Source organism: Duganella sp. S19_KUP01_CR8 (genome assembly GCF_036688705.1).
Taxonomy (GTDB): domain Bacteria; phylum Pseudomonadota; class Gammaproteobacteria; order Burkholderiales; family Burkholderiaceae_D; genus Rugamonas.
In genome coordinates, this window is sequence record NZ_JAQQPR010000029.1 from 70004 (window position 1) to 94058 (window position 24055).

At 65.6% G+C, this 24055-nt stretch carries 23 protein-coding genes; 12 read left to right on the top strand and 11 right to left on the bottom strand.

What is annotated here, in order from left to right:
- Position 1: 1 nt before the first annotated feature.
- Complete coding sequence (locus tag V6M89_RS24595; RefSeq protein WP_332855665.1) at positions 2 to 973, bottom strand: alpha/beta hydrolase family esterase; 972 nt, start codon at positions 971 to 973, stop codon at positions 2 to 4.
- A gap of 135 nt (positions 974 to 1108) precedes the next feature.
- Between V6M89_RS24595 and V6M89_RS24600 the strand changes: the two genes are divergently transcribed.
- Positions 1109 to 2656, top strand: a complete 1548-nt coding sequence (locus tag V6M89_RS24600) for a methyl-accepting chemotaxis protein (protein WP_332855666.1) — start codon at positions 1109 to 1111, stop codon at positions 2654 to 2656.
- Here the strand turns inward: V6M89_RS24600 and V6M89_RS24605 are convergent.
- The 3 genes from V6M89_RS24605 to V6M89_RS24615 are packed head-to-tail and all read right to left on the bottom strand — an operon-like array spanning position 2631 to position 5431.
- The gene (locus V6M89_RS24605) at positions 2631 to 3158 is read right to left on the bottom strand and encodes a GNAT family N-acetyltransferase (RefSeq protein ID WP_332855667.1); all 528 of its coding nucleotides are present in this window, start codon (positions 3156 to 3158) and stop codon (positions 2631 to 2633) included. The genes V6M89_RS24600 and V6M89_RS24605 overlap by 26 nt on opposite strands.
- Positions 3159 to 3185: 27 nt before the next feature.
- Positions 3186 to 3860, bottom strand: a complete 675-nt coding sequence (locus V6M89_RS24610; RefSeq protein ID WP_332855668.1) for a response regulator — start codon at positions 3858 to 3860, stop codon at positions 3186 to 3188.
- Between the two features lie 11 nt (positions 3861 to 3871).
- Positions 3872 to 5431: an ATP-binding protein gene (locus V6M89_RS24615; RefSeq protein WP_332855669.1), complete on the bottom strand. Its 1560-nt coding sequence runs from the start codon at positions 5429 to 5431 to the stop codon at positions 3872 to 3874.
- Positions 5432 to 5584: 153 nt separating this feature from the next.
- Here V6M89_RS24615 and V6M89_RS24620 point away from each other — a divergent pair, with 153 nt between their 5' ends.
- A complete protein-coding gene (locus tag V6M89_RS24620) occupies positions 5585 to 7165 on the top strand; it encodes a cytochrome C (protein ID WP_332855670.1) in 1581 nt (526 codons plus the stop codon).
- 3 nt (positions 7166 to 7168) lie between these two features.
- Here V6M89_RS24620 and egtB read toward each other — a convergent pair whose 3' ends face one another.
- Positions 7169 to 8422, bottom strand: coding sequence for an ergothioneine biosynthesis protein EgtB (gene egtB / locus V6M89_RS24625; RefSeq protein WP_332855671.1), 1254 nt, complete (start codon positions 8420 to 8422; stop codon positions 7169 to 7171).
- A gap of 15 nt (positions 8423 to 8437) precedes the next feature.
- Positions 8438 to 9451: an L-histidine N(alpha)-methyltransferase gene (gene egtD / locus V6M89_RS24630; protein ID WP_332855672.1), complete on the bottom strand. Its 1014-nt coding sequence runs from the start codon at positions 9449 to 9451 to the stop codon at positions 8438 to 8440.
- Positions 9452 to 9607: 156 nt separating this feature from the next.
- Between egtD and V6M89_RS24635 the strand changes: the two genes are divergently transcribed.
- The 7 genes from V6M89_RS24635 to V6M89_RS24665 all read left to right on the top strand — a co-directional run bounded on the left by V6M89_RS24635 (position 9608) and on the right by V6M89_RS24665 (position 15936).
- Entirely contained in the window at positions 9608 to 10483 is an 876-nt protein-coding gene (locus tag V6M89_RS24635; RefSeq protein WP_116989690.1) for a putative selenate ABC transporter substrate-binding protein, read from the top strand.
- A gap of 3 nt (positions 10484 to 10486) precedes the next feature.
- A complete protein-coding gene (locus tag V6M89_RS24640; RefSeq protein ID WP_332855673.1) occupies positions 10487 to 11305 on the top strand; it encodes a phosphonate ABC transporter ATP-binding protein in 819 nt (272 codons plus the stop codon).
- Complete coding sequence (locus tag V6M89_RS24645) at positions 11305 to 12132, top strand: PhnE/PtxC family ABC transporter permease (protein WP_332855674.1); 828 nt, start codon at positions 11305 to 11307, stop codon at positions 12130 to 12132. The genes V6M89_RS24640 and V6M89_RS24645 overlap by 1 nt, the downstream gene beginning before the upstream one ends.
- On the top strand, positions 12129 to 12923 hold the full coding sequence (gene phnE, locus V6M89_RS24650; RefSeq protein WP_332855675.1) for a phosphonate ABC transporter, permease protein PhnE: 795 nt from the start codon (positions 12129 to 12131) through the stop codon (positions 12921 to 12923). The genes V6M89_RS24645 and phnE overlap by 4 nt, the downstream gene beginning before the upstream one ends.
- A gap of 16 nt (positions 12924 to 12939) precedes the next feature.
- Positions 12940 to 13623, top strand: a complete 684-nt coding sequence (locus V6M89_RS24655) for an ABC transporter ATP-binding protein (protein WP_332855676.1) — start codon at positions 12940 to 12942, stop codon at positions 13621 to 13623.
- 180 nt (positions 13624 to 13803) lie between these two features.
- The gene (locus V6M89_RS24660) at positions 13804 to 14091 is read left to right on the top strand and encodes a hypothetical protein (protein WP_008447145.1); all 288 of its coding nucleotides are present in this window, start codon (positions 13804 to 13806) and stop codon (positions 14089 to 14091) included.
- A 228-nt stretch (positions 14092 to 14319) separates the two neighbouring features.
- Positions 14320 to 15936 (top strand): methyl-accepting chemotaxis protein, encoded by a 1617-nt coding sequence (locus V6M89_RS24665; RefSeq protein WP_332855677.1) that lies wholly within the window; start codon positions 14320 to 14322, stop codon positions 15934 to 15936.
- A 21-nt stretch (positions 15937 to 15957) separates the two neighbouring features.
- Here the strand turns inward: V6M89_RS24665 and V6M89_RS24670 are convergent, their stop codons facing one another.
- Together V6M89_RS24670 and V6M89_RS24675 are read right to left on the bottom strand one after the other, a co-directional pair.
- Positions 15958 to 16557, bottom strand: a complete 600-nt coding sequence (locus tag V6M89_RS24670; protein WP_332855678.1) for a YdeI/OmpD-associated family protein — start codon at positions 16555 to 16557, stop codon at positions 15958 to 15960.
- A gap of 28 nt (positions 16558 to 16585) precedes the next feature.
- On the bottom strand, positions 16586 to 17920 hold the full coding sequence (locus V6M89_RS24675; RefSeq protein ID WP_332855679.1) for a hypothetical protein: 1335 nt from the start codon (positions 17918 to 17920) through the stop codon (positions 16586 to 16588).
- Between the two features lie 53 nt (positions 17921 to 17973).
- Here V6M89_RS24675 and V6M89_RS24680 point away from each other — a divergent pair, with 53 nt between their 5' ends.
- Both V6M89_RS24680 and V6M89_RS24685 read left to right on the top strand, forming a co-directional pair.
- Positions 17974 to 19524, top strand: a complete 1551-nt coding sequence (locus V6M89_RS24680; RefSeq protein ID WP_332855680.1) for a DUF1800 domain-containing protein — start codon at positions 17974 to 17976, stop codon at positions 19522 to 19524.
- A gap of 11 nt (positions 19525 to 19535) precedes the next feature.
- Complete coding sequence (locus V6M89_RS24685; protein WP_332855681.1) at positions 19536 to 20723, top strand: DUF1501 domain-containing protein; 1188 nt, start codon at positions 19536 to 19538, stop codon at positions 20721 to 20723.
- An 18-nt stretch (positions 20724 to 20741) separates the two neighbouring features.
- Here V6M89_RS24685 and V6M89_RS24690 read toward each other — a convergent pair whose 3' ends face one another.
- From V6M89_RS24690 to V6M89_RS24700, 3 genes are all read right to left on the bottom strand, one after another.
- On the bottom strand, positions 20742 to 21302 hold the full coding sequence (locus V6M89_RS24690) for a TetR/AcrR family transcriptional regulator (protein WP_332855682.1): 561 nt from the start codon (positions 21300 to 21302) through the stop codon (positions 20742 to 20744).
- A 19-nt stretch (positions 21303 to 21321) separates the two neighbouring features.
- The gene (locus V6M89_RS24695) at positions 21322 to 21789 is read right to left on the bottom strand and encodes a nuclear transport factor 2 family protein (protein WP_332855683.1); all 468 of its coding nucleotides are present in this window, start codon (positions 21787 to 21789) and stop codon (positions 21322 to 21324) included.
- 96 nt (positions 21790 to 21885) lie between these two features.
- On the bottom strand, positions 21886 to 23445 hold the full coding sequence (locus V6M89_RS24700; RefSeq protein WP_332855684.1) for a carboxylesterase/lipase family protein: 1560 nt from the start codon (positions 23443 to 23445) through the stop codon (positions 21886 to 21888).
- Between the two features lie 131 nt (positions 23446 to 23576).
- Here V6M89_RS24700 and V6M89_RS24705 point away from each other — a divergent pair.
- Positions 23577 to 24055, top strand: a 479-nt coding sequence (locus V6M89_RS24705) for a hypothetical protein (protein ID WP_332855685.1), incomplete at its 3' end; no start/stop codon positions are given.

A 24055-nucleotide genomic window follows, 5' to 3' on the forward strand; every position in this document is an offset into this window, starting at 1 on the left:
CTTAGACGCGCGGATGCCGCCAGACGGCCGCGCGCTTCTCCCTGAAGAACTCCCAGGCGGCTTCCGCCACCTCGAAGTCGGCGTTCTGTCGGCCTGTCAGCCTGTTGATGAAATAGGGATAGCGCTTGCTGCCGCTTGGCTCTGCGTGGCCGCCGTTCTCGATTTTATACAGCCCCACTTGCAACCCGTCCCCGGCCTCGCCCCACATCATGCGCGTGGCCCGCGTCCTATCCCACCGGTTGCGACGCGGGATCTCAAGCACATTCGGTTCATCAGGAAGGCCGGCCAGTTCGCGCCAGACCCTGGCGCTGTCCTCGATGCTGCTGACCGGATCGAGGAAACCCAGCGTATAAAAGAATTTACCTCCCCGGTAAGGCATCAGCGGATCCGCCGTGCAGCCCATGATCAGCGCCGGCAGCGCGGCCGTGGGCATCCGCGCCGCGTGCGGAGGCGGCATGCAGGCGAGGACGGTCGAGAATGCAGCCAGCTTGTGTGGAATCTCCACCGCCGCGCGGTAGGTCAACAAACCGCCACGGGAAACGCCGATCAGATAAACGCGGCTGGCGTCCACGTCGTAATCGGCCACCGCCTTGTCGATCAGCGCCCCGATGAATGCTACGTCGTCCTTCTTCGCCACCTTCTCCGCGCTCGCGAAGCAATCGCTCCAACCGCCCACGCCGGCGTCCGGCGCGATCACCACGATGTCGTCACGCTCGGCGATCTCCAGCCAGACCGAAAGCGGAGACGGCGGATATGCCTTGCCCATCACCTGCTCCGCCGACGCGCCGGCGCCATGTACGACGATGACCAGCGGCCGCTTGCCCGATGACGGCCGGCCCGATCGCGCGAGCAGATAGCGGCGCACTCCATCAGGCCGCAAAAGCGTCTCCTGCGTCACCTGTGCGCATGCGGCATTGACGGCGGCAGTCCCGAGAAACGTGGCCTTCAAGCCCGCGCGTATGCGTCCCAACATGTAGCCTCCATAGACAATAGTGTCACAATACTATGCGTCGTCACTCCCGCGCAACAACCGCCGGCAAGCATTTTCGCCGCAGTGCACCATTGTCGATATACTGGCTACTCGCCCGGTGTCCTCATGGAGTGATACATGAATATCTCGAACCTGAAAATCGGTGTGCGGCTTGCGGTCGCATTTGGCGCGGTGCTGGTCTTGATGGCGGTGTTGATCGGCGTCGGCCTGCAAAGGCTGAACAGCATCAGCCAGCTCAACGCGGTCATCATCGACAAGGACTGGGTCAAGGCCGATGCGGCGGCCACGGTCGGCAGCACCACCCGCGCCAACGCGGCGCTGACGCTGGAACTCTTCACCACCACCGATGCAGCGCGCACGGCGGAAATCTACCGCGAGATGGACGTCAACAAGAAGACCATCAGCGCCGCGCTGGAAACCCTGGACTCCCTGATCTACACCGACGAAGGCAAGGCCCTGATGCTGACCATCCGCGAGCAGCGCAAGGCCTACGTCGCATCGTTCACGCAGGTCGGCAAGATGCTGGCCGGCGGCCAGCGCGACGAAGCGCAAGCCGCGCTGCGCGCCGACATGCTGCCCAAGCTGGCCAAGGTGCAGGCCAGCATCCGCCAGCTGGCGGATCTGCAAAAATCCGTGGTCATCTCCAACGGTGAACTGGTCAAGCACGATATCGCGATGGCCAGCCAGATGATGGGATGGCTCGGCATCGTGGCGCTGGCGCTGGGCCTGGCCTTCGCCTGGCGCGTCACGCGCTCGATCACCGATCCGATCAGCCACGCCCTGAAGATGGCGCGCGCCGTCGCCTCCGGCGACCTGACCTCCCGCATCACCAATGATCAGAGCGACGAAATGGGCCAGCTGCTGGGGGAACTGGGCAAGATGAACGACAACCTCGCCAGCATCGTCGGCCGCGTACGAACGGGCACAGGCGCGATCACCACTGCCTCGGCGGAAATCGCCAGCGGGAATATGGACCTGTCCTCGCGCACCGAGCAGCAAGCCAGCTCGCTGGAGGAAACCGCCGCCTCGATGGAAGAATTAACCAGCACCGTCAAGCAGAACGCCGCCAATGCGCAGCAGGCCAACGAACTGGCGCTGTCGGCGACACAGGTGGCGCAGCGCGGCGGCGACGTGGTGGCGCAGGTGGTCGGCACCATGAACTCGATCAACGACTCGTCGCGCCGGATCGTCGACATCATCGGCGTCATCGACGGCATCGCCTTCCAGACCAACATCCTCGCGCTGAATGCGGCGGTGGAGGCGGCGCGCGCGGGCGAACAGGGGCGCGGCTTTGCGGTGGTGGCGTCGGAGGTGCGCAACCTGGCGCAACGCTCGGCCGGCGCCGCCAAGGAAATCAAGACGCTGATCGACGATTCAGTGGACAAGGTGGCGGCCGGCGCGCGCCTGGTCGACCTGGCCGGCAGCACCATGAACGAAGTGCAGGACAGCGTGCGCAAGGTGACCGACATCGTGGCCGAGATCACGCTGGCCAACCGCGAGCAGACCGGCGGCATCGAGCAAATCAATATCGCCATCAGCCAGATGGACCATGTGACGCAGCAGAACGCCGCGTTGGTCGAAGAGGCGGCAGCCGCCGCAGCGGCGATGCAGGACCAGGCCGGCCAGCTGAATCAGGTGGTCAGTCAGTTCCGGCTGGCGGTTTGACGGCGAGTGCTCGCGACATCATGATTTCGTCGTAAAACCGGCCGTCGACGATCATCGAGTCCGGCTCGCGGCCGAACTCGATGAAGCCCAGCGATTCATACAGGCCAACCGCTTCCGCATTGCCGGCGGTGACGGAGATCGTCATGCGCAGTACGCCGTCCAGCATGGCGGCACACGCCATCACCTGTTCCATCAGGCGCCGCCCTATGCCCCTGCCACGGTGCGACTCGGCCACGTACATCGCATACACAAAGGCTTTGTGACGAACCTTGAGCGCCGTCTCGCGCGCCAGGCCGACGATGCCGACCAGCTGATCGCCGTCGAAAGCGCCGAACACGATGCGCCCCGAATCCGGCGCCAGCCGCGCTTCGGTGGTGGAAAGCGGCGTGTCGCATTCCTCCTCGTAACTGGAACCAAAAGCGGAAGCCGATTCGCGCAAGCCGGCCAGCCGCAGGGACCGGAACGCGGCAGCATCGGATGAAAGCAAACGGCGAATTGACATGGCGCTCCCAGGCTAGTGAATCGCCAATTATAGCGGCAGCTCGAAGCGATAGCCTACGCCGTAGACCGATTGCAGGCATTCAGCGTCTGGCAGCTTGCGGCGGATGTTCTTGATGTGGGAATCGACGGTGCGGTCGCTGATGTCGCGCTGGTCCTGGTGCGCAAAGTCCAGCAATTGCTGACGCGTGTAGACCCGGCTTGGATTGTCGATCAACTCGGCCAGCAGGCGGAACTCCAGCGGCGTGAGCGCCAGCGCGGCGCCCTTGTGCAGCACGCGCATGCCGGCGCGGTCGATCTGGAACGGCGAGGCAGGCGCAGTGGGCGCCGTCGCAGCCGCTGTCGCGCCGCTACGACGTAGATGCACACGCACTCGCGCCACCACCTCGCGCGGGCTGAATGGCTTGCAGACATAGTCGTCGGCGCCGCTGTCCAGGCCCAGCAAACGGTCGATCTCGTCCACGCGCGCGGTCAGCATGATGATCGGCAGCTGCGAGAAGGCGCGCACTTCGCGGCACACGCCGATGCCGTCCAGTTCCGGCAGCATCAAATCCAGCAGCACCAGGTCCACGCCGCCGTTGCGGATGGTGTCGACCGCGCTGCGGCCGTCGGCGGCGAGCCGGATTTGCCAGCCGGCGGCGTTCATGTAGTCCGCCAGCAGCGCGGCGATCTTGGTGTCGTCTTCGACGATCAGGATAGTGGGCATGTAATCGCTTCCTATGTTTTCAACGGCAGGCGCACCAGCATCTTGACGCCGCCCAGCACCGACGACGTGGCGACAATGGTACCGCCGTGCGCTTCCACCAGCGCTTTGCAGATCGCCAGTCCCAGCCCGCTGCCACCGCGTTCGCGCGTGCGGGCGCCGTCCACGCGGTACAGCCGCTCGAAGATGCTGCCCAGGACGGCGGCCGGTACGCCCGGCGCGCTGTCCTCCACTACGACCTCGGCGAAGCCGCCGGCGCAGCTCAGCGCGACCACGATCTGGCCGCCTTTGTCGGTGTAGCGCAGGCTGTTTTCCAGCAGGTTGGTGACCACCTGCTGCAGGCGGCCGGCATCGCCTTGCAGCACCACGGGCGCAGGCGGCAGGCTCCAGCTCAGGTCCAGGCCACACGCCTGCGCGCGCGGCTGGTAGCGTTCCAGCGTGGGGCGCAGCAGTTCGCCGAGATTCAGTTCATGCCAGTGGTAGTGCAGGTCGCCGGCATCGGCCATGGTCAGCTGGTGCAGGTCGTCGACCAGTTTATTCAAGCGTAGCACCTCGGCGTGCAGCGATTGCAGCGCGTTGGCGTCGGCCTTGCGGATGCCGTCCAGCAGCGCCTCGATCTCGCCGCGTATCACCGTCAGCGGCGTGCGCAGTTCGTGCGACACGTCGGCCAGCATCTTGCGGCGCTGGCGTTCGCTATCCTCCAGCGCTTCGGCCATGGCGTTGACGTGCAGCGCCAGCTCCGCCACTTCGTCGCGCGACAGCAAGGGTGCGCGGGCGCTCAACTCGCCCAGCGCCAGCCGCGCCGTGACGTCGCGCAGCGCGGCCACGGGCCGCAGCAGGTGGCGGGCAAGCCAGATCGCCGCCAGCACGGCAAGGCCGATCAATCCGGCGGACAGCAACAGGATAGATTGCAGTTGTTCGCGCAGGAAGACGGTGGCGCTGGCGTCGGCACCGCCTGTTTCGCGCAACGGCATCAGGCGCATGTGGCCGACCACCACGCCATCGACCTTGATGGCGCGTTCGGCGCCGACCTGGATGTCCGGAGGGCCGATCAGTTTATGGCCCTGGGCATCGGTGATGGAGAGGCGCTGCGCGAAGTCCATCGGGTCGTTGCGGCGCGGTGGCGCTTCGCCGGGACGGGCTTCCGGTGGCGGCAGATCGGCTTCCGGTGGCGGCTCGCGGCGCGGCGGCCGGGCTGGATTGCCATACTCGCCCTGCTCGCCTTCCTGCTCCGGAGCCGGGTGGCCTCGCGGCGGCGGTGGCGGCCGGCGCTCACGGCGTGGACGGCGCGCGTCGCCATCGGGCTCGAAGACCTGGCTGCGCGGCGTGATCCTGTTGAGCAGTTCGCCGAGCGCGCGCGGTTGCCCGCGCAGCCAATCGAAATTGCCCTCGGTCCGGTAACGGTCCTCCAGCAGCTCGCGCAGCTGGTCGAAATCCTGGACCTGAAGATCGTTGAGATAGGCGACGAAGCCGCGCTTGAGGTTACTGCTGGCGACCCACGCCATCGTGCCCACGCACAGGATGACGATAGCGATGACCGCCAGCGCGATCTTGCGGGCGATGGTCAACCGCATGGCTGGCTCCTTGGCTTCATGCCTCCATCATAACCGCCAAATGTGGAGAAATTATGAGCGACTGACAAAAACGCGACACCGCCGCCGGCCTTCATTTTTTCTACACAATTGGGCGTCAATCTCGCACCGTCATCACACCAGACGGAGAACACCATGTATCAACGCGCGCTTTACCTGACACCGGCCATCGCCGCCGCAGCCCTGCTGGCCGCATGCGGCGGCAGCGATCCGACGGCGGACACCACGACCAGCGCAACCGCGCGCGTGCTGCAAGGCGGCGCACCCGCCGCCACCACGCTGGCGGCGGTCGCCGTGCAAGCGGCAGCAGTGCAGGCGGCCCCTCCGCCCGTCGTACTGGCGCCGGTGCCGAACGATGAAGGCGCCTCCCTCACCTTCAGCACCGTGGGCGCGGTGGACACCGCCAATCCCTTCTTCAAACCCTTCGGCAACGGCCGCTCCTGCGCCACCTGCCACCAGCCCGACAACGGCTGGAGCATAGGCCCGGACAAGCTGGCAGCGCGCTTCGCCAACAGCAACGGCGCCGATCCGGTGTTCCGCCTGGTGGACGGCGCCGTCTCACCGCTGGCGGCCACCGCCACGCTGGACCAGAAACGTGTCGCCTACAGCATGCTGCTGACCAAAGGCCTGATCCGCGTCGGCCTGCCGATGCCGGCCGGCGCCGAATTCTCGCTGGTCAAAACCGAAGACCCCTACAACTACGCCAGCGCCAAGGAGCTGTCGCTGTTCCGCCGCCCGCTGCCCACCACCAACCTCAAATTCAACAGCAGCGTGATGTGGGATAGCCGCGAAACCGCCAGCGATCCCGCCTCTGCCCTGTGCCTGAAGGACGTGCGCCCGGCCCAATGCTTCGCCACCCTCGACGCCAGCCTGCTACACCAGGCCAACAGCGCGGTGCGCGGCCACGCGCAAGCGGCGCAGGACCTGACCGCCGCCGAGCAGCGCGCCATCGTCGATTTCGAGAAAACGCTGTTCACCACCCAGGTCAGCTCCATCGACGCCGGCAGCCTGACCGACGCGGGAGCACTCGGCGGCCCTGCGCGGCTGGCGGCGAACGCCTTCTACTTCGGCATCAACGACCTCGAATCCGGCGACTACCAGACCGGCGCGCCCTTCAACCGCAACCTGATGGCGATCTTCGGCGCCTGGCGCAACCTGGACCGCCCTGCACCGCCGCCACCGCCACCGGCACGCGGCCGCCCCGCTCCGCCGCCGCCGGCAGCCCCAAGCCCGCAAAACCTGGCGCGCGCCTCGATCGCGCGTGGCGAACAAATCTTCAACAACAAGCCGTTCAACATCAGCGGCGTGGCCGGCTTCAACGACGAACTGCGGCGCCCTTTGCAGCGCGGCTCCTGCGCCAGCTGCCACGACACGCCCAATTCCGGCACGCATTCGGTGGTCCGCATGTTCAACACCGGCGTCTCGGATGGTGCGCGCCGCACGGCGGACATGCCGCTCTACACGCTGCGCAACAACGTCAGCGGCGAGACGGTCGCCACCAGCGATCCGGGTGCGGCCATGTTGACGGGTAAATGGAAGGATATCGGCCGGGTCAAAGTACCCAGCCTGCGCGGCATCGAATCGCGTTCGCCCTACTTTCACGACGGCTCGGTGCACACGATCGAAGACATCGTGACTTTCTACGACAAGCGTTTCAACATCGGCTTCACCGCGCGGGAGGCGGCCGACCTGGCGGCCTTCATGAAGGCACTGTAAAGCTTACGAAGCCAGGCGCGCCAGCCGGATGCCGGTGAACTGCCAGCGGGCGCCGGCAGGGAAGAAATTACGGTAGCTGGCGCGCGCATGGCCGTCCGGCGTGGCGCAGGACGAGCCGCGCAGCACGTACTGGTTCAACATGAACTTGCCGTTGTACTCGCCCAGCGCGCCGGGCGCGCTCTGGAAACCGGGATAGGCGGCGTAGCTGCTGCTGGTCCACTGCCAGCAGTGGCCGAACATTTGCAACAGGCCGTCGTCATCAGCGGCGCCTGAAGGATGCAGCGTACCCGTTTCCACCTCCGCCTGCGCGGCGGCGAATTCCCATTCCGCCTCGGTAGGCAGGCGGGCGCCGGCCCAATGGGCATAAGCATCCGCTTCAAACAGCGACAGATGCGTCACGGGCAACGACAGGTCCAGCGGCTGCGCGCCATGCAGAGTGAATTCCCGCCACTGGCCCTGCTCGTCCTGCTGCCAGTACATCGGACTATTCAGGCTCTGGCTGCGCACCCAATCCCAGCCCTCGGCCAGCCACAACGCCGCATTGAAGTAGCCGCCGGCGGCGACAAACTCAAGATACTCGCCATTCGTCACCAAGCGCGACGCCAGCTCGAACGGCGCCACGTACTGCTTGTGGCGCGGCAGCTCGTTGTCGAAGCAAAACCCGCTGCCGTGATGGCCGATGTCCGTCAGGCCACCCGCGAACGGCAGCCAGGCCATCGCCGGCGCGGCCTTGGCCCGCGCCAGCGGCACGTCCATATACTCCGGCAGCAGCGCGCTTTGCGCCAGCAGGTGCTTGACGTCGGTGAGCATCAGCTCCTGGTGCTGCTGCTCGTGCTCCAGACCCAGCGTGACCAGCATCGCCAGCTGCGCGCGCTGTTCCGCATCGAGATCGCTGGCCAGCAGGCGGGCCACGCGGGCGTCGACGTCGGCCCGATAGGCACGCACCTGCGCCATCGCCGGCCGCGTCAGCAGGCCGCGCTGCGCGCGCGGATGCTTCTCGCCGATGCCGTTGTAGTAGGAGTTGAACAGCACCCGGAACGCCGGATGGAACGGCGCAAAGCCTGCCTCCATGCGTTCAAGGATGAAGGTCTCGAAGAACCACGTGGTGTGCGCCAGATGCCACTTGATCGGACTGGCGTCCGGCATCGATTGCGCGCCGCAGTCCTCGTCGGTCAGCGGCTCGGCCAGCGCCAGCGAACGGCGGCGCACCTTGTCATAGCGGGCGTGGAGGTCTTGCTGCGGCGGGCGCATGTCCATAGGCGTGATCGGCTTTCAGGCAGGGATAACCCTGGCGTGGATGACGGCGAACCAGTTCGACGGATCGGTCCAGACCTGGGCCGTGGCGAAGCCGGCGCGTTCCAGCAGGTTGACGAAGGACTGCCGCGTGTACTTGTAGCTGTCCTCGGTGTGGACACGCTCGCCGCGCGCAAAATGGCGTTCGCCATCGGCCCAGCGCACGGTCAGCGCGGCGCGCGCTTCCAGGTGCATTTCGATGCGGCTGTCGGCCTCGTTGAAGAAGGCGCGGTGCTGCCATTGGGCGACATCGAAGTCGGCGCCGATCAGGTGGTTCAGATGGCGCAGCATGTTCAGGTTGAAGGCCGCAGTCACGCCCAGCCCATCGTCGTAGGCCGCGTCCAGCACGGCGCTGTCCTTGATCAGGTCTACGCCGATCAACAGGCCGCCGTCCGCGCCCGCGTTGGCGCGCAGGCCGCGCAGGAAGTCGACCGCCTGCTCCGGCGAGAAATTGCCGATCGACGAACCGGGATAGAAGAACAGCCTGCGGCCTGGCCGCACGCTGTCCGGCAGCTCGAAGCCGTGGGAGAAGTCCAGCCCCAACGCCGTCATCTCGATATCGGGGAAGCGCTGCTGCAGGCGGCTGACCGCCTCGGTCAGGAAATCACGCGAGATATCGACCGGCACATACTGCGCCGGTTGCAGCAGCGGGAACAGGCTGGCGGCCTTGGCGCAATTGCCCGCGCCCAGGTCGATCAGCGTGGCGCCGGTGCCGATCACGGCCGCCATGTCGGCGCCGTGCCCGGCGAAGATGCCGGCCTCGGTGCGGGTCGGATAATATTCGGGCAGCTCGCAGATGGCCTCGAACAGCTTGGAGCCGAGGCCGTCGTACAGGTATTTGGGCGAAATATGCGGCCTGGCGGCCAGCAGGCCGGCGCTGATCTCGGCGACCACCCCGGCACTGCCGTGCGCAGCTTGCCGCTGCGGCGGCGCTGGCGTGTTGCTTGCGTCGGGCGAAACAACACGGATCGCCGAGGAGCGGGACATCTGCATAGAAGCTCTGCCTTTAAAGGAGGTCATCCCATTTGCGGATAACATTTTTGTTATGATAGCCGAATATCCATTTTGCAGCGCCGGGCTCACAAAACTGTGCGGTCCTTCACATTCGTCGCAACAGAAGTACAAATCTTACAAAAAAGGCACACGACCATGACTTTCTCCGCCATGCGCACGATCAAATCCCTGTTTGCCGCCGGCCTGATGCTGGCAGCAGCCCACTCCCAGGCCCAGTCGGCCGACCACGTGTTCCGCGTGTCCGCCATCCCGGACGAAGCGCCGACCGAATTGCAGCGCAAGTTCAAGCCGCTGGGCGAATACCTGGAGAAGAAGATCGGCATGAAGGTTGAATTTACGCCGGTGACCGACTACGCCGCTTCGGTTGAAGCGCTGATCAACAAGAAGGTCGACATGGTCTGGTTCGGCGGCTTCACCTTCGTGCAAGCCAAGGACCGCAGCAAGAACCAGATCACGCCGCTGGTGCAGCGCGCCGAGGACGAGAAGTTCCGCTCGGTCTTCATCACCACCAACAAGGACATCAACAAGCTGGAAGACCTGAAGGGCCACACGCTGAGCTTCGGCTCCGAGTCGTCGACCTCGGGCCACCTGATGCCGCGCTCCTTCCTGCTGGCCGCCAAGATCAACCCGGACACCGACCTGAAACGCATCGCCTTCTCCGGCGCGCATGACGCCACCGTTGCCGCTGTCGCAGGCGGCAAGGTCGATGCCGGCGCGCTGAACATCTCGGTCTGGGAAAAACTGATCGCCGAGAAGAAGGTCGATCCGGCCGTGGTCCGCGTGTTCTACACCACGCCAGGCTACTATGACTACAACTGGAGCGTGCGTACCGACATGAACGCCGACCTGAAGAAAAAACTGACCGACGCCTTCCTGGCGCTGGATCCGAAGAACCCGCAGGACAAGGTCATCATGGACCTGCAGCGCGCCTCCAAGTTCATCCCGACCAAGGCCGAGAACTACACCGCGATCGAAGCCGCGGCACAGAACGCGGGCCTGCTGAAGAAGTAATCGATGTCCACTTACCACCTGCAGAACCTGACGGTGCGCCATCTCGGCGCATCGCGGGCGGCCGCACTGCATGCGATCTCGTTGACGATACAACAGGGCGAGCAACTGGCCCTGATCGGCCCATCCGGCGCCGGCAAGACCACCTTGCTGGCGACGCTGGCCTGCGCCCACCAGCCGGCTGAAGGCAGCTTCCAGGCCTTCGGCGTCGATCCGTGGGCGCTGGGCCACGCCGAACGCCACCGCCTGCGCGCGCAGCTGTTCCTGGCGCCGCAGACGCCGCCGCTGCCGCCGCGCCAGCGCGTGGTGACGGCGGTGCTGGCCGCGCGCCTGCCGCAATGGAGCTTGTGGCGCGCCTTGGTATCGCTGGTCAAGCCGGCCGACCCGGAAGCGGCGTGGCAGGCGCTGTCGCGCTTCAACCTGGGCGACAAACTATATTCCCGCGTCGACCGCCTGTCCGGCGGCGAACGCCAACGCTGCGGCCTGGCGCGCCTGCTGCTGTCGCCGGCCAAGGCGCTGCTGGTGGACGAGCCGCTGTCCGCGCTCGACCCGGTGCTGTCCGAGCTGACGCTCACCACGCTGCGCGATGAAGCCAAAGCGCGCAACGCCACGCTGATTTGCAGCCTGCACCAGGTCGACCTGGCGCTGAGCCACTTCCCCCGCATCGTCGCCCTGCGCGACGGCCGTATCGAATTCGACCTGCCGCGCGCCCAGGTCACTCCTGACATGATCGCCGCGCTGTACCAGGGCGAGCAGCCCGCCGCCAGCCCGCGGCCGCTGGACGAGGCCATGGCCGTCAAGCTCGGCGTCGGCGCCTGTCTGTAATGGCGACATTGACTGCCCATCCAGATCCGGCCTGGCGCGGCCGCGTCGTCGCCACCGCCGTCTGCCTGCTGATCCTGTGGCCGACGCTGGTGGTCACCGAATTCAAGCCTTGGACGCTGTTCGACTGGCAGAGCCTCAGCTCCACCGGCCGCTTCCTGGCGGACTTCCTGGTGCCCGCCCACAACGCCGAATTCCTCACCATGCTGCTGGAGCAGACCTGGCTGACCATCGCCATCGCCACCTCCGGCCTGGCGCTGGCGCTGCTGGGCGCCATCCCCGCCGCGTTGATCATCAGCGAGCAGCTGTCGATCTCGCGCCTGGGCACCGGCCGCATGCGGCCGCTGGCCAGGATCGTGCGGCAAACGGTGCGCTGGACGCTGGTGCTGCTGCGCAGCGTGCCGGAGCTGGTATGGGCGCTGCTGTTCGTGCGCATCATCGGCCTCGGGCCGACCGCCGGCGTGCTGGCCATCGCCCTCACCTACTGCGGCATGCTGGGCAAGGTCTACGCCGAGATCCTCGAATCGTCCGACGCCCACGCCAGCGACACGCTGCTGGTCAACGGCAGCGGGCGGCTGGCCGCGCTGCTGTACGGCGCGCTGCCGGAAGCGGCGTCGGAACTGATGTCCTATACCGTCTACCGCTGGGAGTGCGCGATCCGCGGCTCGGTGGTGATGGGCTTTGTCGGCGCCGGCGGCCTCGGTCAGCGCATGGACGAATCGATGAAGATGCTGGCCGGCGCCGAAGTGTCGTCGATGCTGCTGGTGTTCGTGCTGCTGGTGGCGCTGGCCGACCAGTTCTCCAAGATCCTGCGGAGGCGCCTCGGATGAACCATCCCATGATGCCCAAGCCGCCGCGCCGCGACTGGACCGTGCTGGCCATGCTGGCGATGGTGGCGGTGCTGGTGGTCGCCAGTTTCGCCTCGCTGCCCTTGAAGTGGCGCGAATTCTTCACGCTGGAAGCGGTCAACAGCACGCTGGAGCTGCTGGCCGGCTTCGCGCCGCCCGACCTGTCCACGCCCTTCCTGGTCAAGACCGGCTGGGCCGCCATCGAGACCATGGCCATGTCGGCGCTCGGCACGCTGCTGGCGGTGCTGGCCGGCCTGGCGTTCTCGCTGTCCGCGTCCGGCCGCTTCGGCCGTCCGGCGCGCGCGCTGATGCGCGCCCTGCTCAACGTGCTGCGCTCCATCCCCGAGCTGGTGTGGGCCTCGATCCTGCTGATCGCCTGCGGCCTGGGGCCGTTTGGCGGTACGCTGGCGCTGGCCGCGCACACCGCCGGCGTGCTGGGACGCCTGTTCGCCGATTCGCTGGAAAACGCCGCGCCGCTGCCGGAGCAAAGCCTGCGCACCAACGGCGCTTCCGCCGGCGCAGCCTTCTTCTACGCCACGCTGCCGCAAACGCTGCCGCAGATGCTGTCCTACACGCTGTACCGCTGGGAGAACAACATTCGCGCCGCCGCCATCCTCGGCGTGGTCGGCGCCGGCGGCCTGGGGCAGATGCTCAAGTACCACCTGTCGCTGTTCCAGATGCAGCAAGCCGCCACCGTCATCGTCGCCATGCTGCTGCTGGTCGCGCTGGTCGACGGCATCAGCTTTGCGCTACGCCGCGTCCTCACCCGCTAACCTCTATAAAAACTCCATGCTCGAACTGCGCAACCTGTCCAAGTCCTATGCCAGCGGCCGTCCGGTGCTGTCCAACCTGTCCTGGAACTTCAAGGCCGGCGAATTCGTCTCCATCATGGGCGACTCCGGTGTCGGCAAATCGACGCTGCTCAACCTGATCGCCGGCCTCGACACCCCGGACGCCGTGCCGGGCGACTCGCCCATCATCGTCGACGGCGTGCCGATGTCCGGCCTGGACGACGACGCCGCCACCAGGCTGCGGCGCGCGCGCATGGGCTTCATCTTCCAGGCCTTCCACGTGCTGCCGCACCTGACGCTGCTGCAAAACGTCGCCCTGCCGCTGCTGCTGAACGGCCTGCCGACCGAGCGCGCGGCGGAAATGCTGGAGGCCGTGGGCCTCGGTGGCCGCGGCGACGACTTCCCCCATCAACTGTCCGGCGGCGAAATGCAGCGGGTGGCGATCGCCCGCGCGCTGGTGCACCGCCCGGCCCTGGTGCTGGCCGACGAACCGACCGGTAATCTCGATCCGGATACCGCCCACAGCATCCTGACCTTGCTCCGGCGGGAAATTAAAGCCACCGGCGCGTGCGCGATCATGGTCACGCATTCGCAGGCGGCGGCCCAGATGACAGACAAAACCCTACAACTTTCAAAATCAGGCATACAAGAAACAACAATCGTCAACTCGTTTAAGCAATAAACAAGATAATTTTTTTATCAAACCCTCCCATTCTGATCTCCGCGTAGTATTATTGAAATTAACTTGCATGGTTATCAAGAATGTTGAGTTGCGTACCACATTCAGACCAAAAAAGTGTGGACGCTGGCCTTGCCGGGAAACGTAATTTTTTTCACGTTTTGAGCAAAGGAGGAGCAAATCATGAACGTACGGCAAAAAAAGCTGGAACTGATCGAAGCCATGAACCGCGCTCGGGCACTGGAACCTTCCAGTTTCGTGCCGAACAAGCTTCTTGACACTTTGATCGAAAAGATGAACCTGAAAAACGACGCAGAACTTTGCCGAGTTTTAGAGGTGCAGCCTCCCATCATCAGCAAGATCCGACACCGGAAATTGGCCGTCGGGGCTACCATCTTGCTGCGTATGCATGAAAAGTCAGATATCAGCATACGGGAATTGAAGGATCTGTCGACCGCGTCGATGCATTGAGCAGCCCAGCTGATCTTGCCATGCCAGGCGCCGGCATGCGGTATCCGGCGCCCTCTAATGCATATTGCGTACAGCCCAAACCCCGCTGAACGCCGCATTATCCCTCCTGTAGCGCCTCTTCCACACATTTCAATTTGATACTAGGCGACAAAAAATCAGGCTTATACTGATTTCCACGGTTCGTCTCCCGTATCGCGCATGTTCTTTTGCCCGTCAAAGGAAAACATCATGAAATGGTTCTACGATCTGAAAATCGCCACCAAACTGGTCACCTCCTTCATGGTCGTGCTGGGCCTGATGCTGGCCAACGGTCTTATTTCCATCGCCAACATGGGGACCATCAACGGCTCCACGCTGGACCTGTACACCAACTGGCTGCCCAGCGTGCGCACGGTCATGATGGTCCAGTCCGACCTGCTCACAGTGCGCCGCTGGGAACTGTCATCCTTTCTTTACAGCGACGGGCCGGCGCGCACCAACATCAATACCCGCATGGCGGCCGCTCTCGCCTCGCTAAGCAAGGATGCGGCCACCTACGCGGCGCAAGTATCCGAGCCCGAAGAGAAGCGCCTGCACGCGGAAATGGTCAAATCGATGACCGGCTATCTGGCCTCGCACGAAAAACTCATGAGCCTGCTGGCGGCAGGGCCGGATAAGGCCGACGACGCCAAGGCGCTGCTGTCCGGCGACTCGGCCCGGCAGCTTGGCGACGCACTCACCGTGATCGATCAACTGGTCAAGATCAATCTGGCAGGCGCGGATCAGTCGGGCCTGACGGCGGCCAAGGTGTTTGCCAACGCGCGCATGTGGACCATCGGGCTGCTGGCCGCCGCCATCGTGGGCGGCATGGCGCTGGCGATGTGGGTTGCGCGCATCATCTCGCGGCCGCTGCGCACCGCGCTGGACGTGGCGCAGCAGGTGGCCAAGGGCGACCTGACATCGTCGATCGAAGTCGAGTCGACCGACGAGACCGGACAGCTGATGCTGGCCCTGCGCAATATGAACGACAACCTGCTGAAGATCGTCGGCCAGGTGCGGCACAGCACCGACGAAATCGCCACCGCCTGCGGCGAGATCGCCACCGGCAACCTGGACCTGTCGGCGCGCACCGAGCAGCAGGCCAGCTCGCTCGAAGAGACGGCCAGCTCGATGGAGGAGCTGACTTCCACCGTCAAGCACAACGCCGACAACGCGCGCCAGGCCAACCAGCTGGCGGCCACCGCCACCAGCGTCGCGGCCAAGGGTGGCGACGTGGTGTCGCAGGTGGTCGACACCATGAATTCAATCCACGACTCGTCGCGCAAGATCGTCGACATCATCGCCGTCATCGACGGCATCGCCTTCCAGACCAATATCCTGGCATTGAATGCGGCGGTCGAAGCGGCGCGCGCCGGCGAACAGGGACGCGGCTTCGCGGTGGTCGCCAGCGAGGTGCGCAACCTGGCGCAGCGTTCAGCCAGCGCCGCCAAGGAAATCAAGACCCTGATCGACAACTCGGTCGGCCAGGTCACCATCGGCAACCGCCTGGTGGGCGAAGCCGGCACCACGATGACGGAAATCGTCGACAGCGTGCGGCGCGTCAGCGACATCATGGGCGAGATCAGCTCCGCCAGCCGCGAACAGACGGAGGGCATAGAACAGATCAACCAGGCGGTGTCGCAGATGGACGCGGTCACGCAGCAGAACGCGGCGCTGGTGGAACAGGCGGCTGCGGCTGCGGGCAGCCTGCAACAACAGGCCGAACACCTGACCGCGGCGGTGCAGGTGTTCAAGCTGCATGCGGATCCGGCCGCGCGGCCGGTGCTGGCGCGCGGCGGCCGCAAGCCGGCGCTGCTGGCCCGTTAAGCGTATCGGTTCAGCACCGGTTCAGCACTTCTCGTACTTCCAGTTGCGGGCCTTGCCCTCGGCGATCCACTCGACCGCCTGCTCGCGCCGGCGCGTGCGGGTGGCCTCGGTCTTGGCCTCGGCGATCCATTCCGCGTAATCGCGCTTCTTGCTTGGACTGAAGGCTTCGAAGTGCTGCTGCGCCGCCGGCACCGCGCGCAGCGCTTCGGTGAAATCGTCGGGAATGACCAGCGGCCGTGGTTCGGCGGGCTTGGCGCGGGCCGGCGCGGCGATGCCGTCGTCGTTCAGCTTCATCGCCTTCTTGATGTAGCCGGTCAGGATTTTCTTGGACGGCAGGTCCTTGACCGTTTCGATGCGGCCGAACTGCCCCATCGCCTCGCGGTTGGCCTCATCGGCCATCAGCAGCTCGCCCTTCCAGAAACCCAGCGCGCAGTGGGCCTTGAAGGCCGACATCCCGCACATCATGCCCTTGTACATAAAGTGCGGGAAGCTCCACTTCATCGTCTCTTCGACGTCGGGGCAGGCCTCGTGCACGACAGCGCGCAGGTGCTTGAGGATGGGCTGCGCAAATTCGGCGGACTTGGCGATGTAGGCGTCGACGCGCGGATCGATGGTGGGCATGATGATGCTCGGCTGGTTGTTGTTTGCCTCAATATACCAAATACTCGGGATGGCGCTTGGCGATTTCACTTTCCAGCTGGTTGACGAAGGCGAAATTCGGCAGCGTCGGCGCGATGCGGCGGCCGATGTCCCAACTACGCCACGCGCTCGGCGTATCGAAACGCATGATCATCAGGTCGCCCAGGTCTTTCCATGCGCCGCCCAGCACCGGATTGGCCTCCAGCACCTCGGCGAACAGATGGTCCGATTCCTGGTACTGCCCCAGCCTGGCGCGGTTGTTGGCTTCGAAGAGCTTCAGGATATAGGCCTTGCGCGGCGCCTGGTTGCGCAATCCGGACAGGGTCGACACGGCCGCCGCGAACTCCTCCTTCTTGGTGACGCTGGTGGCGCTGAAGGTCAGGCTGACCGGAGTGCTGGCGCGCATCTGCTCCAGCTGCGGCGGCGTAAAGGGCAGCATGCTCGCGCCGGTGGACAGCGTGCATTCGACCCGGCCGAGCATCGTATCGAGCAGCTGGTCGGCGCGGTAATCGGCCTCGGTGTCGCAGGGATGCGCGGCGCGCAGGGCGGCCAGTTGTTCCGGCGTCTGCGCCGCCATGCGGTCCATCAGCGCATTGATCGCGCCTTGCGCCGGCGCGGCCTGGCGGCGCGTGTAGCCTTGCAGCGTATAGGCCGGCGGCGTCGCGCTCTTCACCTGCTCCACGCTGACATTAACCGTGCTGACGGCCATGGTCGTGCTGACGGTGAAGGTCAGGCTGTCGGGAATCACGCCGCCTTCGGCCAATTTGGCCAGCACCTGCGGATGGACCGACTGCGTGTAGCGCAGCAGCTGTGCGAAGTGCGCCACATCGTACGCGCTGGCCTTGGCGCCATGCTTGCTCCATGTGGCCAGCGGGCTGCCCTCGCTGGAGAATGTCAGCGCATCGCCGCTGGTGGAGGCGTCGATGACGGTGGCGCTGTCCTCGGCCAGCGACAGCTCCTGTTCAAGGTCCACCTTGCGGAAAGGCTTTAACTCGGTATTGAGCTTGGCCAGCATGGCGTTCATGCCGATGCGGTTGCGCATTTCGAAGACCCGGAATCCGGCGGTGTCGAACAGCGAGTAGTCGACATAGGTTTTGCTCGCGCCATCCATTACCACGCGCCGCCGGTTCTTGAAATCGTATATCGTCGTCGCACGGTCCGATTTGGTCAGGATGTAGTCGTCGGCCAGGGTGACGTACAGTGTGGACTTGCTATCGGCCGGCGACTTGGTCACGTTCTTCAATGGCTCGTGATGCACGGACGACGTGACTTGCAGCGTGACCGCCGCCTGGCAGCTGGCGCCGCAGGCCAGCGCCAACAGGACCAGCAACTGAATTCGATTCATAAGTACGCATCCGATGTGAGTAAAAAAACTCATGCTAAATGGGCTTATCATTTATGACAACATTTTTTACGAATTTATCGCTGCCCCTGGCCGCTTGCGGCGCCCTGCTGCTGGCCGGCTGCGCCGCCACCGGCACCGGCAACGGCGGCGGTCCATCCGCCGTCAAGCCCGAGCAGTTGAGCGGAGCGCTGAACCGCGTCAGCTGGGGCGTCAACCTGAGCACCTACCAGCAGGCCGAAAAACTCGGCTACGACACCTGGCTGGAGCAGCAGCTGCATCCCGCCGCCGCGCGGCTGCCGGCCGCCGCGCAGGCGCAGATCGACGCCATGACGATCACCCAAAAGCCTCTGGTGCAGCTGAACCAGGACCTGGACCAGCAGCGCAAGGACGCCGACAAGATCGCCAACGACGACCAGAAGAAAGCCGCGCAGCAGGCCTACCAGCAGGAGCTGAACCGCATCGCCAGGGAGGCGGCCACGCGCTCGCTGCTGCGCGACCTGTACTCGCCCAACCAGCTGCAGGAGCAGATGACGTGGTTCTGGATGAACCACTTCAACGTCCACCAGGGCAAGAGCAACCTGCGCGTGCTGGTCGGCGACTACGAAGACACGGCGGTGCGCGCCCACGCGCTGGGCAAGTTCCGCGAGCTGCTGGGGGCCACGCTGCGCCATCCGGCCATGATCCGCTACCTGGACAACGAACAGAACGCCGTCGGCCGCATCAACGAAAACTACGCGCGCGAGCTGATGGAGCTGCACACGCTGGGCGTGGACGGTGGCTACAGCCAGCGCGACGTGCAGGAACTGGCGCGCATCCTGACCGGCGTCGGCGTCAACCTCGGCGCCACCGCGCCGAACGTGAAGAAGGAACTGCAAGCGCAGTATGCGCGGCAAGGGCTGTTTGAATTTAACCCGAACCGCCACGACTACGGCAACAAGGAATTCCTCGGCCAAGCAGTGAAGGGACGCGGCCTGGCCGAAGTGGACGAAGCGCTGGACCGCCTGAGCCGCCACCCGGCCACCGCGCACTTCATCAGCCGCAAGCTGGCGCTCTACTTCGTCGCCGACGAAGCGCCGCCGGCGTTGGTGGAGCGGATGTCGGCCACCTTCCTGTCCACCGACGGCGACATCGCCGCCGTGCTGCGCACCATGTTCACGTCGGCCGAATTCGCACAGTCGCTTGGCCGCAAATTCAAGGACCCGGCCCACTACGTGGTGTCCGCCGTGCGCCTGGCCTACGACGACAAGGTGGTCCTCAACACCGGGCCGATGCTGTACTGGCTCACGCGCATGGCCGAACCGCTGTACGGCCGCCAGACGCCGGACGGCTACCAGCTCACGCAATCCGGCTGGGCCAGTCCGGGCCAGATGACCACCCGTTTCGAGATCGCCAAAGCGATCGGCTCCGGCAGCGCGGGCCTGTTCAAGACCGAAGGCCCACAGGCGCAGGAACGCGCCGCCTTCCCGCAACTGGCCAACGCGCTGTACTACCAGTCGCTGCAAAAAACCATCGCCCCCGCCACCCGCCAGGTGCTGGAGCAGGCGGTCTCGCCGCAGGAGTGGAACACTTTCCTGCTGTCGTCCCCGGAACTGATGCACCGCTAAGGAATCGCACGATGAAACGCCGCACCCTGCTCAAATCCCTGTCCGCATTGGCGTTGCCCGCGATGGCCGGCAACCTGTGGGCAGCGCCGTCCACCAAGACCCGGCTGCTGTTCGTCTTCATGCGCGGCGGCTATGACGCCACCAGCCTGCTGGTGCCGATCTCCAGCCAGTACTACTACCAGGTGCGGCCCAACATCGCGATACCAAAGCCCGGCGCGGACCTCAATTCCGCGCTCCCCGTCGACAGCGACTGGGGCCTGCACCCCGCCCTGCGCGACAGCATCTACCCGCTGTTCACGGCCGGCCAGGCGGCGTTCGTGCCGTTCGCCGGCACCGAGGACATCTCGCGCAGCCACTTCGAAACCCAGGACAGCATCGAACTCGGTCAGGCGCTGGACCGCACGCGCGACTATCGCTCCGGCTTCCTGAACCGGCTGGCGCAGACGCTCACCGCCGACAAGGCCAGCGCCATCTCCTTCACCGACCAGCTGCCGCTGATCATGCAGGGCGGCGTGCAGTTGCCTAACATGGCGCTGCGCTCCATCGCCAAGCCCTCGGTCGACGCCCGCCAGGCCAGGCTGATCTCCGCCATGTACGACGGCACCGCCCTGTCGCAGCAGGTGCGAGACGGCTTCGCGGTGCGCGAGGACGTGATGAAGGAAATGATCGGCGAGATGGACGCGGCCAACCGCAACGCCATCACCGCCAAGGGCTTCGAACTGGAAGCGCGCCGCATCGCCAAGCTGATGAAGGACAAATACAACATCGGCTTCGTCGACGTCGGCGGCTGGGACACCCACGTCGGCCAGGGCGGCGCCACCGGCTACCTGGCCGGACGGCTGGACGAACTGGGTCGCGGCCTGGCCGGTTTCGCGCAGGAGATGGGGCCGGACTGGAAGGACACGGTGGTGATCGTCGTCAGTGAATTCGGCCGCACCTTCCGCGAGAACGGCAACCGCGGCACCGACCACGGACACGGCACCGCCTACTGGGTGCTGGGCGGCGGCGTCCAGGGCGGCAAGGTGCGCGGCGAGCAGATAAGGCTGGAGCAGGCCACGCTGTTCCAGAACCGTGACTACCCGGTGCTCAACGAATACCGCGCGATGTTCGGCGGCCTGCTGTCGCGTATGTACGGCCTCAATGCCGCACAGGTCGAAACTATTTTCGGCGCCAAAGGGCGCGATATCGGCCTGCTTTGATGGCGGCGCGGGACGCGGTCAGGCCGGGGCCAGGCGCCGGTGCAAGCGCTCCAGCGTGCGCATGAACAGCTCCGGCTCGGCGGCCGCGCGCGCCAACACCAGCGCGCCCTGGATGCCACCGACCGTGTCTTCGGCCAGCGCCTGCGCGCTGTCGGCGTCGTGGCCGGCGCGCTCCAGCGCATCGGCCAGCGCCGCCACCCACTCGGCAAAGTAGCCCTGCACCTTGACTGTGAAACGGTCGCGCTCATGGCCCAGCGCGAACACGCCCACCAGGCACACCTTGCGGCCCGACTCGAAGTAACGGCCGACCGCGACGAACATCTGCTCTATCCCCTGCGCCGCATCGTCGGCGCTGCGCAGCGGCTGGAACACCTGATCGCGGAACCAGCCGTCGATCTCGGCCAGCACGACATCCGCCATCTCGTCTTTACCGCCGGGGAAAAAGTTATACATGCTCCCCTTGCCCAGCTTGGTGCCTTCGGAAATCCGGGACAGGCTCGCGCCTTCGAATCCGTAAGTCCGAAACACTTCCGCCAGCAGCGGGATCACGTCGCCGCGTTCGACCATCGTTCTTGCCATAGCTACTTTCTTAAAACATTCAAAATCCGAACTCGCTCAAGCCCGCATGGTCGGCCGGACGCGGGCCGTTCAGGTCCCAATGGAACTTGCGGTCGGCCGCCGCGATCGGCGCTTCGTTGATGCTGGCCAGGCGGTGACGCATCAAGCCGTCCTCGGCGAATTCCCAGTTCTCGTTGCCATAGGCGCGATACCACTGGCCGGAATCGTCATGGTATTCGTAGGCGAAGCGAACTGCAATGCGGTTGCCGTCAAATGCCCACAATTCCTTGATCAGCCGGTATTCGAGCTCGCGCGTCCATTTGCGCGACAGCAGGCCGACGATGGCGGCGCGGCCGGTGACGAATTCGGCGCGGTTGCGCCAGCGGCAGTCCTCGGTGTAGGCCAGCGAGACCTTTTCCGGATTGCGGGTGTTCCAGCCGTCTTCGGCCAGGCGGACCTTCTGGATCGCGGTTTCACGGGTGAACGGAGGGAGAGGTGGACGTGCCATGGGATTACCTTTTCAAGTTGTTTGTACCGATCGGTACAAACAAAGTGTAGTCCTCACCTTGACCGATTGCAAGCGGTTTTTTGGCGCCCTCCTCCGTCAAGGCAATCCAAACTCCTTGCCGCGCAGTCCGGAATACACGGCGTCGAACACCTTCAGATGATTGATCGCCGGCACCGGGCCGGGGCCGATCGGATCGCCCAGCAACTGGACCTGTCCGGCGGCGCCGCGAAATGCCGGCCAGTGCGGCACGCCGCTGCCGTTCGGATCGCCCGTGGCGGCAAAATTAACCCAGTAGCGCGACATCGCCGCCGCCAGTTTGCGGTCGGCGCGTGCCCATGCCCATGGCGCCTGCCCCAGATGGTCGAACATATACCAAAGCTCGGCGTAATGGCTGGCGCCCCAGCCGGCATGGACCGAAGCGGCCGGAAACGGCGGCCGCTGCGCAAAGCTGTAGTAGTACACCGGGCTGCGCCCCGCCTGCGCCAAGCGCGCCCATGCCCACATGTCCCAGCCAAAACGCAGGTCGCGCTCAAGCCCCAGACGGCCCTCGCGCGCCTCGGCGTCGGTGGCGTGCGGATAGGCGGCCGGCAGCGCCTGCGGCAAGGCGCCGACACTGGCGGTGATGTCGGCCTCGAACCGGTCGGCGCGCACCGCCGTCACATCGACCAGCGCCCGCGCCTCCTCGGCGTTCGAGCCCAGCAGCAAAGGCACGTCCTGGTAACGGCCCTGCACATAGGCCTCGTACGGCGACATGGGCAGCACATCCGGTTCGATGACCGGGTGGGTGACAACGCCCGCGCCGCCGCCAATCAGGCGGCCGGCCGGCAGCAGGCGCATCGCATCAAGGGTCGTGGCGCCGAGCGAATTCATGTAGCTGGCGCCGTCACGTTCAGCGTTTGCCAGCAGGTAGCCGGGCGCCAGCTGCAAGGGCTCGAAGATGCCGCCGCTCTGCGCGATGGCGCGCTGGAACAGGCCCCGCGCGCGCGGCGACGCCAGCAGCGCGCTGACGGCCATGGCGCCGGCCGACTGTCCTGCGATGGTCACGCGGCCCGGGTCGCCGCCGAAGGCCGCGATGTTACGCCGCACCCATTCCAGCGCCGCAATCTGGTCCATCAAGCCATAGTTGCCCGACGAACGATGAGGCGATTCGGCGCTCAGCGCCGGGTGGGCCAGGAATCCCAACGCACCGAGGCGGTAGGCGATCGTGACCACCAGCACGCCTTTGCGGGCCAGCCGATCGCCGTGATACAACGGCATCGCCGCCGAGCCATTGGCATAGCCGCCGCCATGGATCCAGACGATCACCGGCAAGCGCTGGCCGGCGCGGCGCGGCGGCGCCCACAGATTGAGGTACAGGCAATCCTCGCTGACGGCCGGCGGCGTCTCGCCGGGCATCGACACACCATGCTGCATGCACGCCGGGGCAAACTTGCTGGCGTCGCGCACGCCCTGCCACGCAAGCGCCGGCTGCGGCGGGCGCCAGCGCCACTCGCCCACTGGCGGCAACGCGAACGGAATGCCGCGATACACATCCACGCCGTCTTGCCGCCGCCCCGCCACCGCGCCGTCCGCGGTCATCACTGGCGCCGCCTGCGCCGCCAGCACCCAACCCGACAACAGCAACGCCAACCACCATCTGCATACCGTCTTTCCCATGTCCGCTCCCAGGCGATTTGTCAGCGGCCAGTGTGGCCCGCCGGTGCCGCCCTGGCCAGACCGGCTGGTCACTTTTCCGCACGGCTTATCCCATTTCCGCCGACGACGTGAACGCTGCTAGAATCAATCGCATGACGATCTCCGCCCATCCCGCCCCTGCGACTGCGACTCCGCGCTGGTCCGCCTGGCTGCGTCCGCATGCCTGGGTGCTGCTGTACTGGCTGGCCTTCCTGCTGGTGCTTGAACCCGGCAACATCCAGCGCGCCTTCCAGGCCGGCCAGATCCTCAGCCTGCCGCATGAAGCGATCCGCATCCTGGTGGCCGCCTTGCTGGGCACAACGGTCACCTCGGCGGTGCAGACGCTGCTTGAGCGTTACCCGCTGCACGGTCCGGATCGCGTCCGCCATTTGCTGATCCACGCCGCCGGACTGGCGCTGACGCTGATACTGGCGTCGTGCCTGCTGGCGGCATGGGTATTCGAAGGTCGATGGCTGCCGTCCTGGGACGAAATCCGGGACCAACTGGTGAGCAATTTCACGCTGCTGGTGTTTGCGCTGGCCGCGCTGACGGCGCTGGTCCAGGCCAGCCTCCAGCGTGGAGGGGCGGCCGC

Coding starts and splice junctions, on each gene's coding strand:
- V6M89_RS24595 (WP_332855665.1), bottom strand. CDS start 973: ATGTTGGGACGCATACGCGCGGGCTTGAAGGCCACGTTTCTCGGGACT.
- V6M89_RS24600 (WP_332855666.1), top strand. CDS start 1,109: ATGAATATCTCGAACCTGAAAATCGGTGTGCGGCTTGCGGTCGCATTT.
- V6M89_RS24605 (WP_332855667.1), bottom strand. CDS start 3,158: ATGTCAATTCGCCGTTTGCTTTCATCCGATGCTGCCGCGTTCCGGTCC.
- V6M89_RS24610 (WP_332855668.1), bottom strand. CDS start 3,860: ATGCCCACTATCCTGATCGTCGAAGACGACACCAAGATCGCCGCGCTG.
- V6M89_RS24615 (WP_332855669.1), bottom strand. CDS start 5,431: ATGCGGTTGACCATCGCCCGCAAGATCGCGCTGGCGGTCATCGCTATC.
- V6M89_RS24620 (WP_332855670.1), top strand. CDS start 5,585: ATGTATCAACGCGCGCTTTACCTGACACCGGCCATCGCCGCCGCAGCC.
- egtB (WP_332855671.1), bottom strand. CDS start 8,422: ATGGACATGCGCCCGCCGCAGCAAGACCTCCACGCCCGCTATGACAAG.
- egtD (WP_332855672.1), bottom strand. CDS start 9,451: ATGCAGATGTCCCGCTCCTCGGCGATCCGTGTTGTTTCGCCCGACGCA.
- V6M89_RS24635 (WP_116989690.1), top strand. CDS start 9,608: ATGACTTTCTCCGCCATGCGCACGATCAAATCCCTGTTTGCCGCCGGC.
- V6M89_RS24640 (WP_332855673.1), top strand. CDS start 10,487: ATGTCCACTTACCACCTGCAGAACCTGACGGTGCGCCATCTCGGCGCA.
- V6M89_RS24645 (WP_332855674.1), top strand. CDS start 11,305: ATGGCGACATTGACTGCCCATCCAGATCCGGCCTGGCGCGGCCGCGTC.
- phnE (WP_332855675.1), top strand. CDS start 12,129: ATGAACCATCCCATGATGCCCAAGCCGCCGCGCCGCGACTGGACCGTG.
- V6M89_RS24655 (WP_332855676.1), top strand. CDS start 12,940: ATGCTCGAACTGCGCAACCTGTCCAAGTCCTATGCCAGCGGCCGTCCG.
- V6M89_RS24660 (WP_008447145.1), top strand. CDS start 13,804: ATGAACGTACGGCAAAAAAAGCTGGAACTGATCGAAGCCATGAACCGC.
- V6M89_RS24665 (WP_332855677.1), top strand. CDS start 14,320: ATGAAATGGTTCTACGATCTGAAAATCGCCACCAAACTGGTCACCTCC.
- V6M89_RS24670 (WP_332855678.1), bottom strand. CDS start 16,557: ATGCCCACCATCGATCCGCGCGTCGACGCCTACATCGCCAAGTCCGCC.
- V6M89_RS24675 (WP_332855679.1), bottom strand. CDS start 17,920: ATGAATCGAATTCAGTTGCTGGTCCTGTTGGCGCTGGCCTGCGGCGCC.
- V6M89_RS24680 (WP_332855680.1), top strand. CDS start 17,974: ATGACAACATTTTTTACGAATTTATCGCTGCCCCTGGCCGCTTGCGGC.
- V6M89_RS24685 (WP_332855681.1), top strand. CDS start 19,536: ATGAAACGCCGCACCCTGCTCAAATCCCTGTCCGCATTGGCGTTGCCC.
- V6M89_RS24690 (WP_332855682.1), bottom strand. CDS start 21,302: ATGGCAAGAACGATGGTCGAACGCGGCGACGTGATCCCGCTGCTGGCG.
- V6M89_RS24695 (WP_332855683.1), bottom strand. CDS start 21,789: ATGGCACGTCCACCTCTCCCTCCGTTCACCCGTGAAACCGCGATCCAG.
- V6M89_RS24700 (WP_332855684.1), bottom strand. CDS start 23,445: ATGGGAAAGACGGTATGCAGATGGTGGTTGGCGTTGCTGTTGTCGGGT.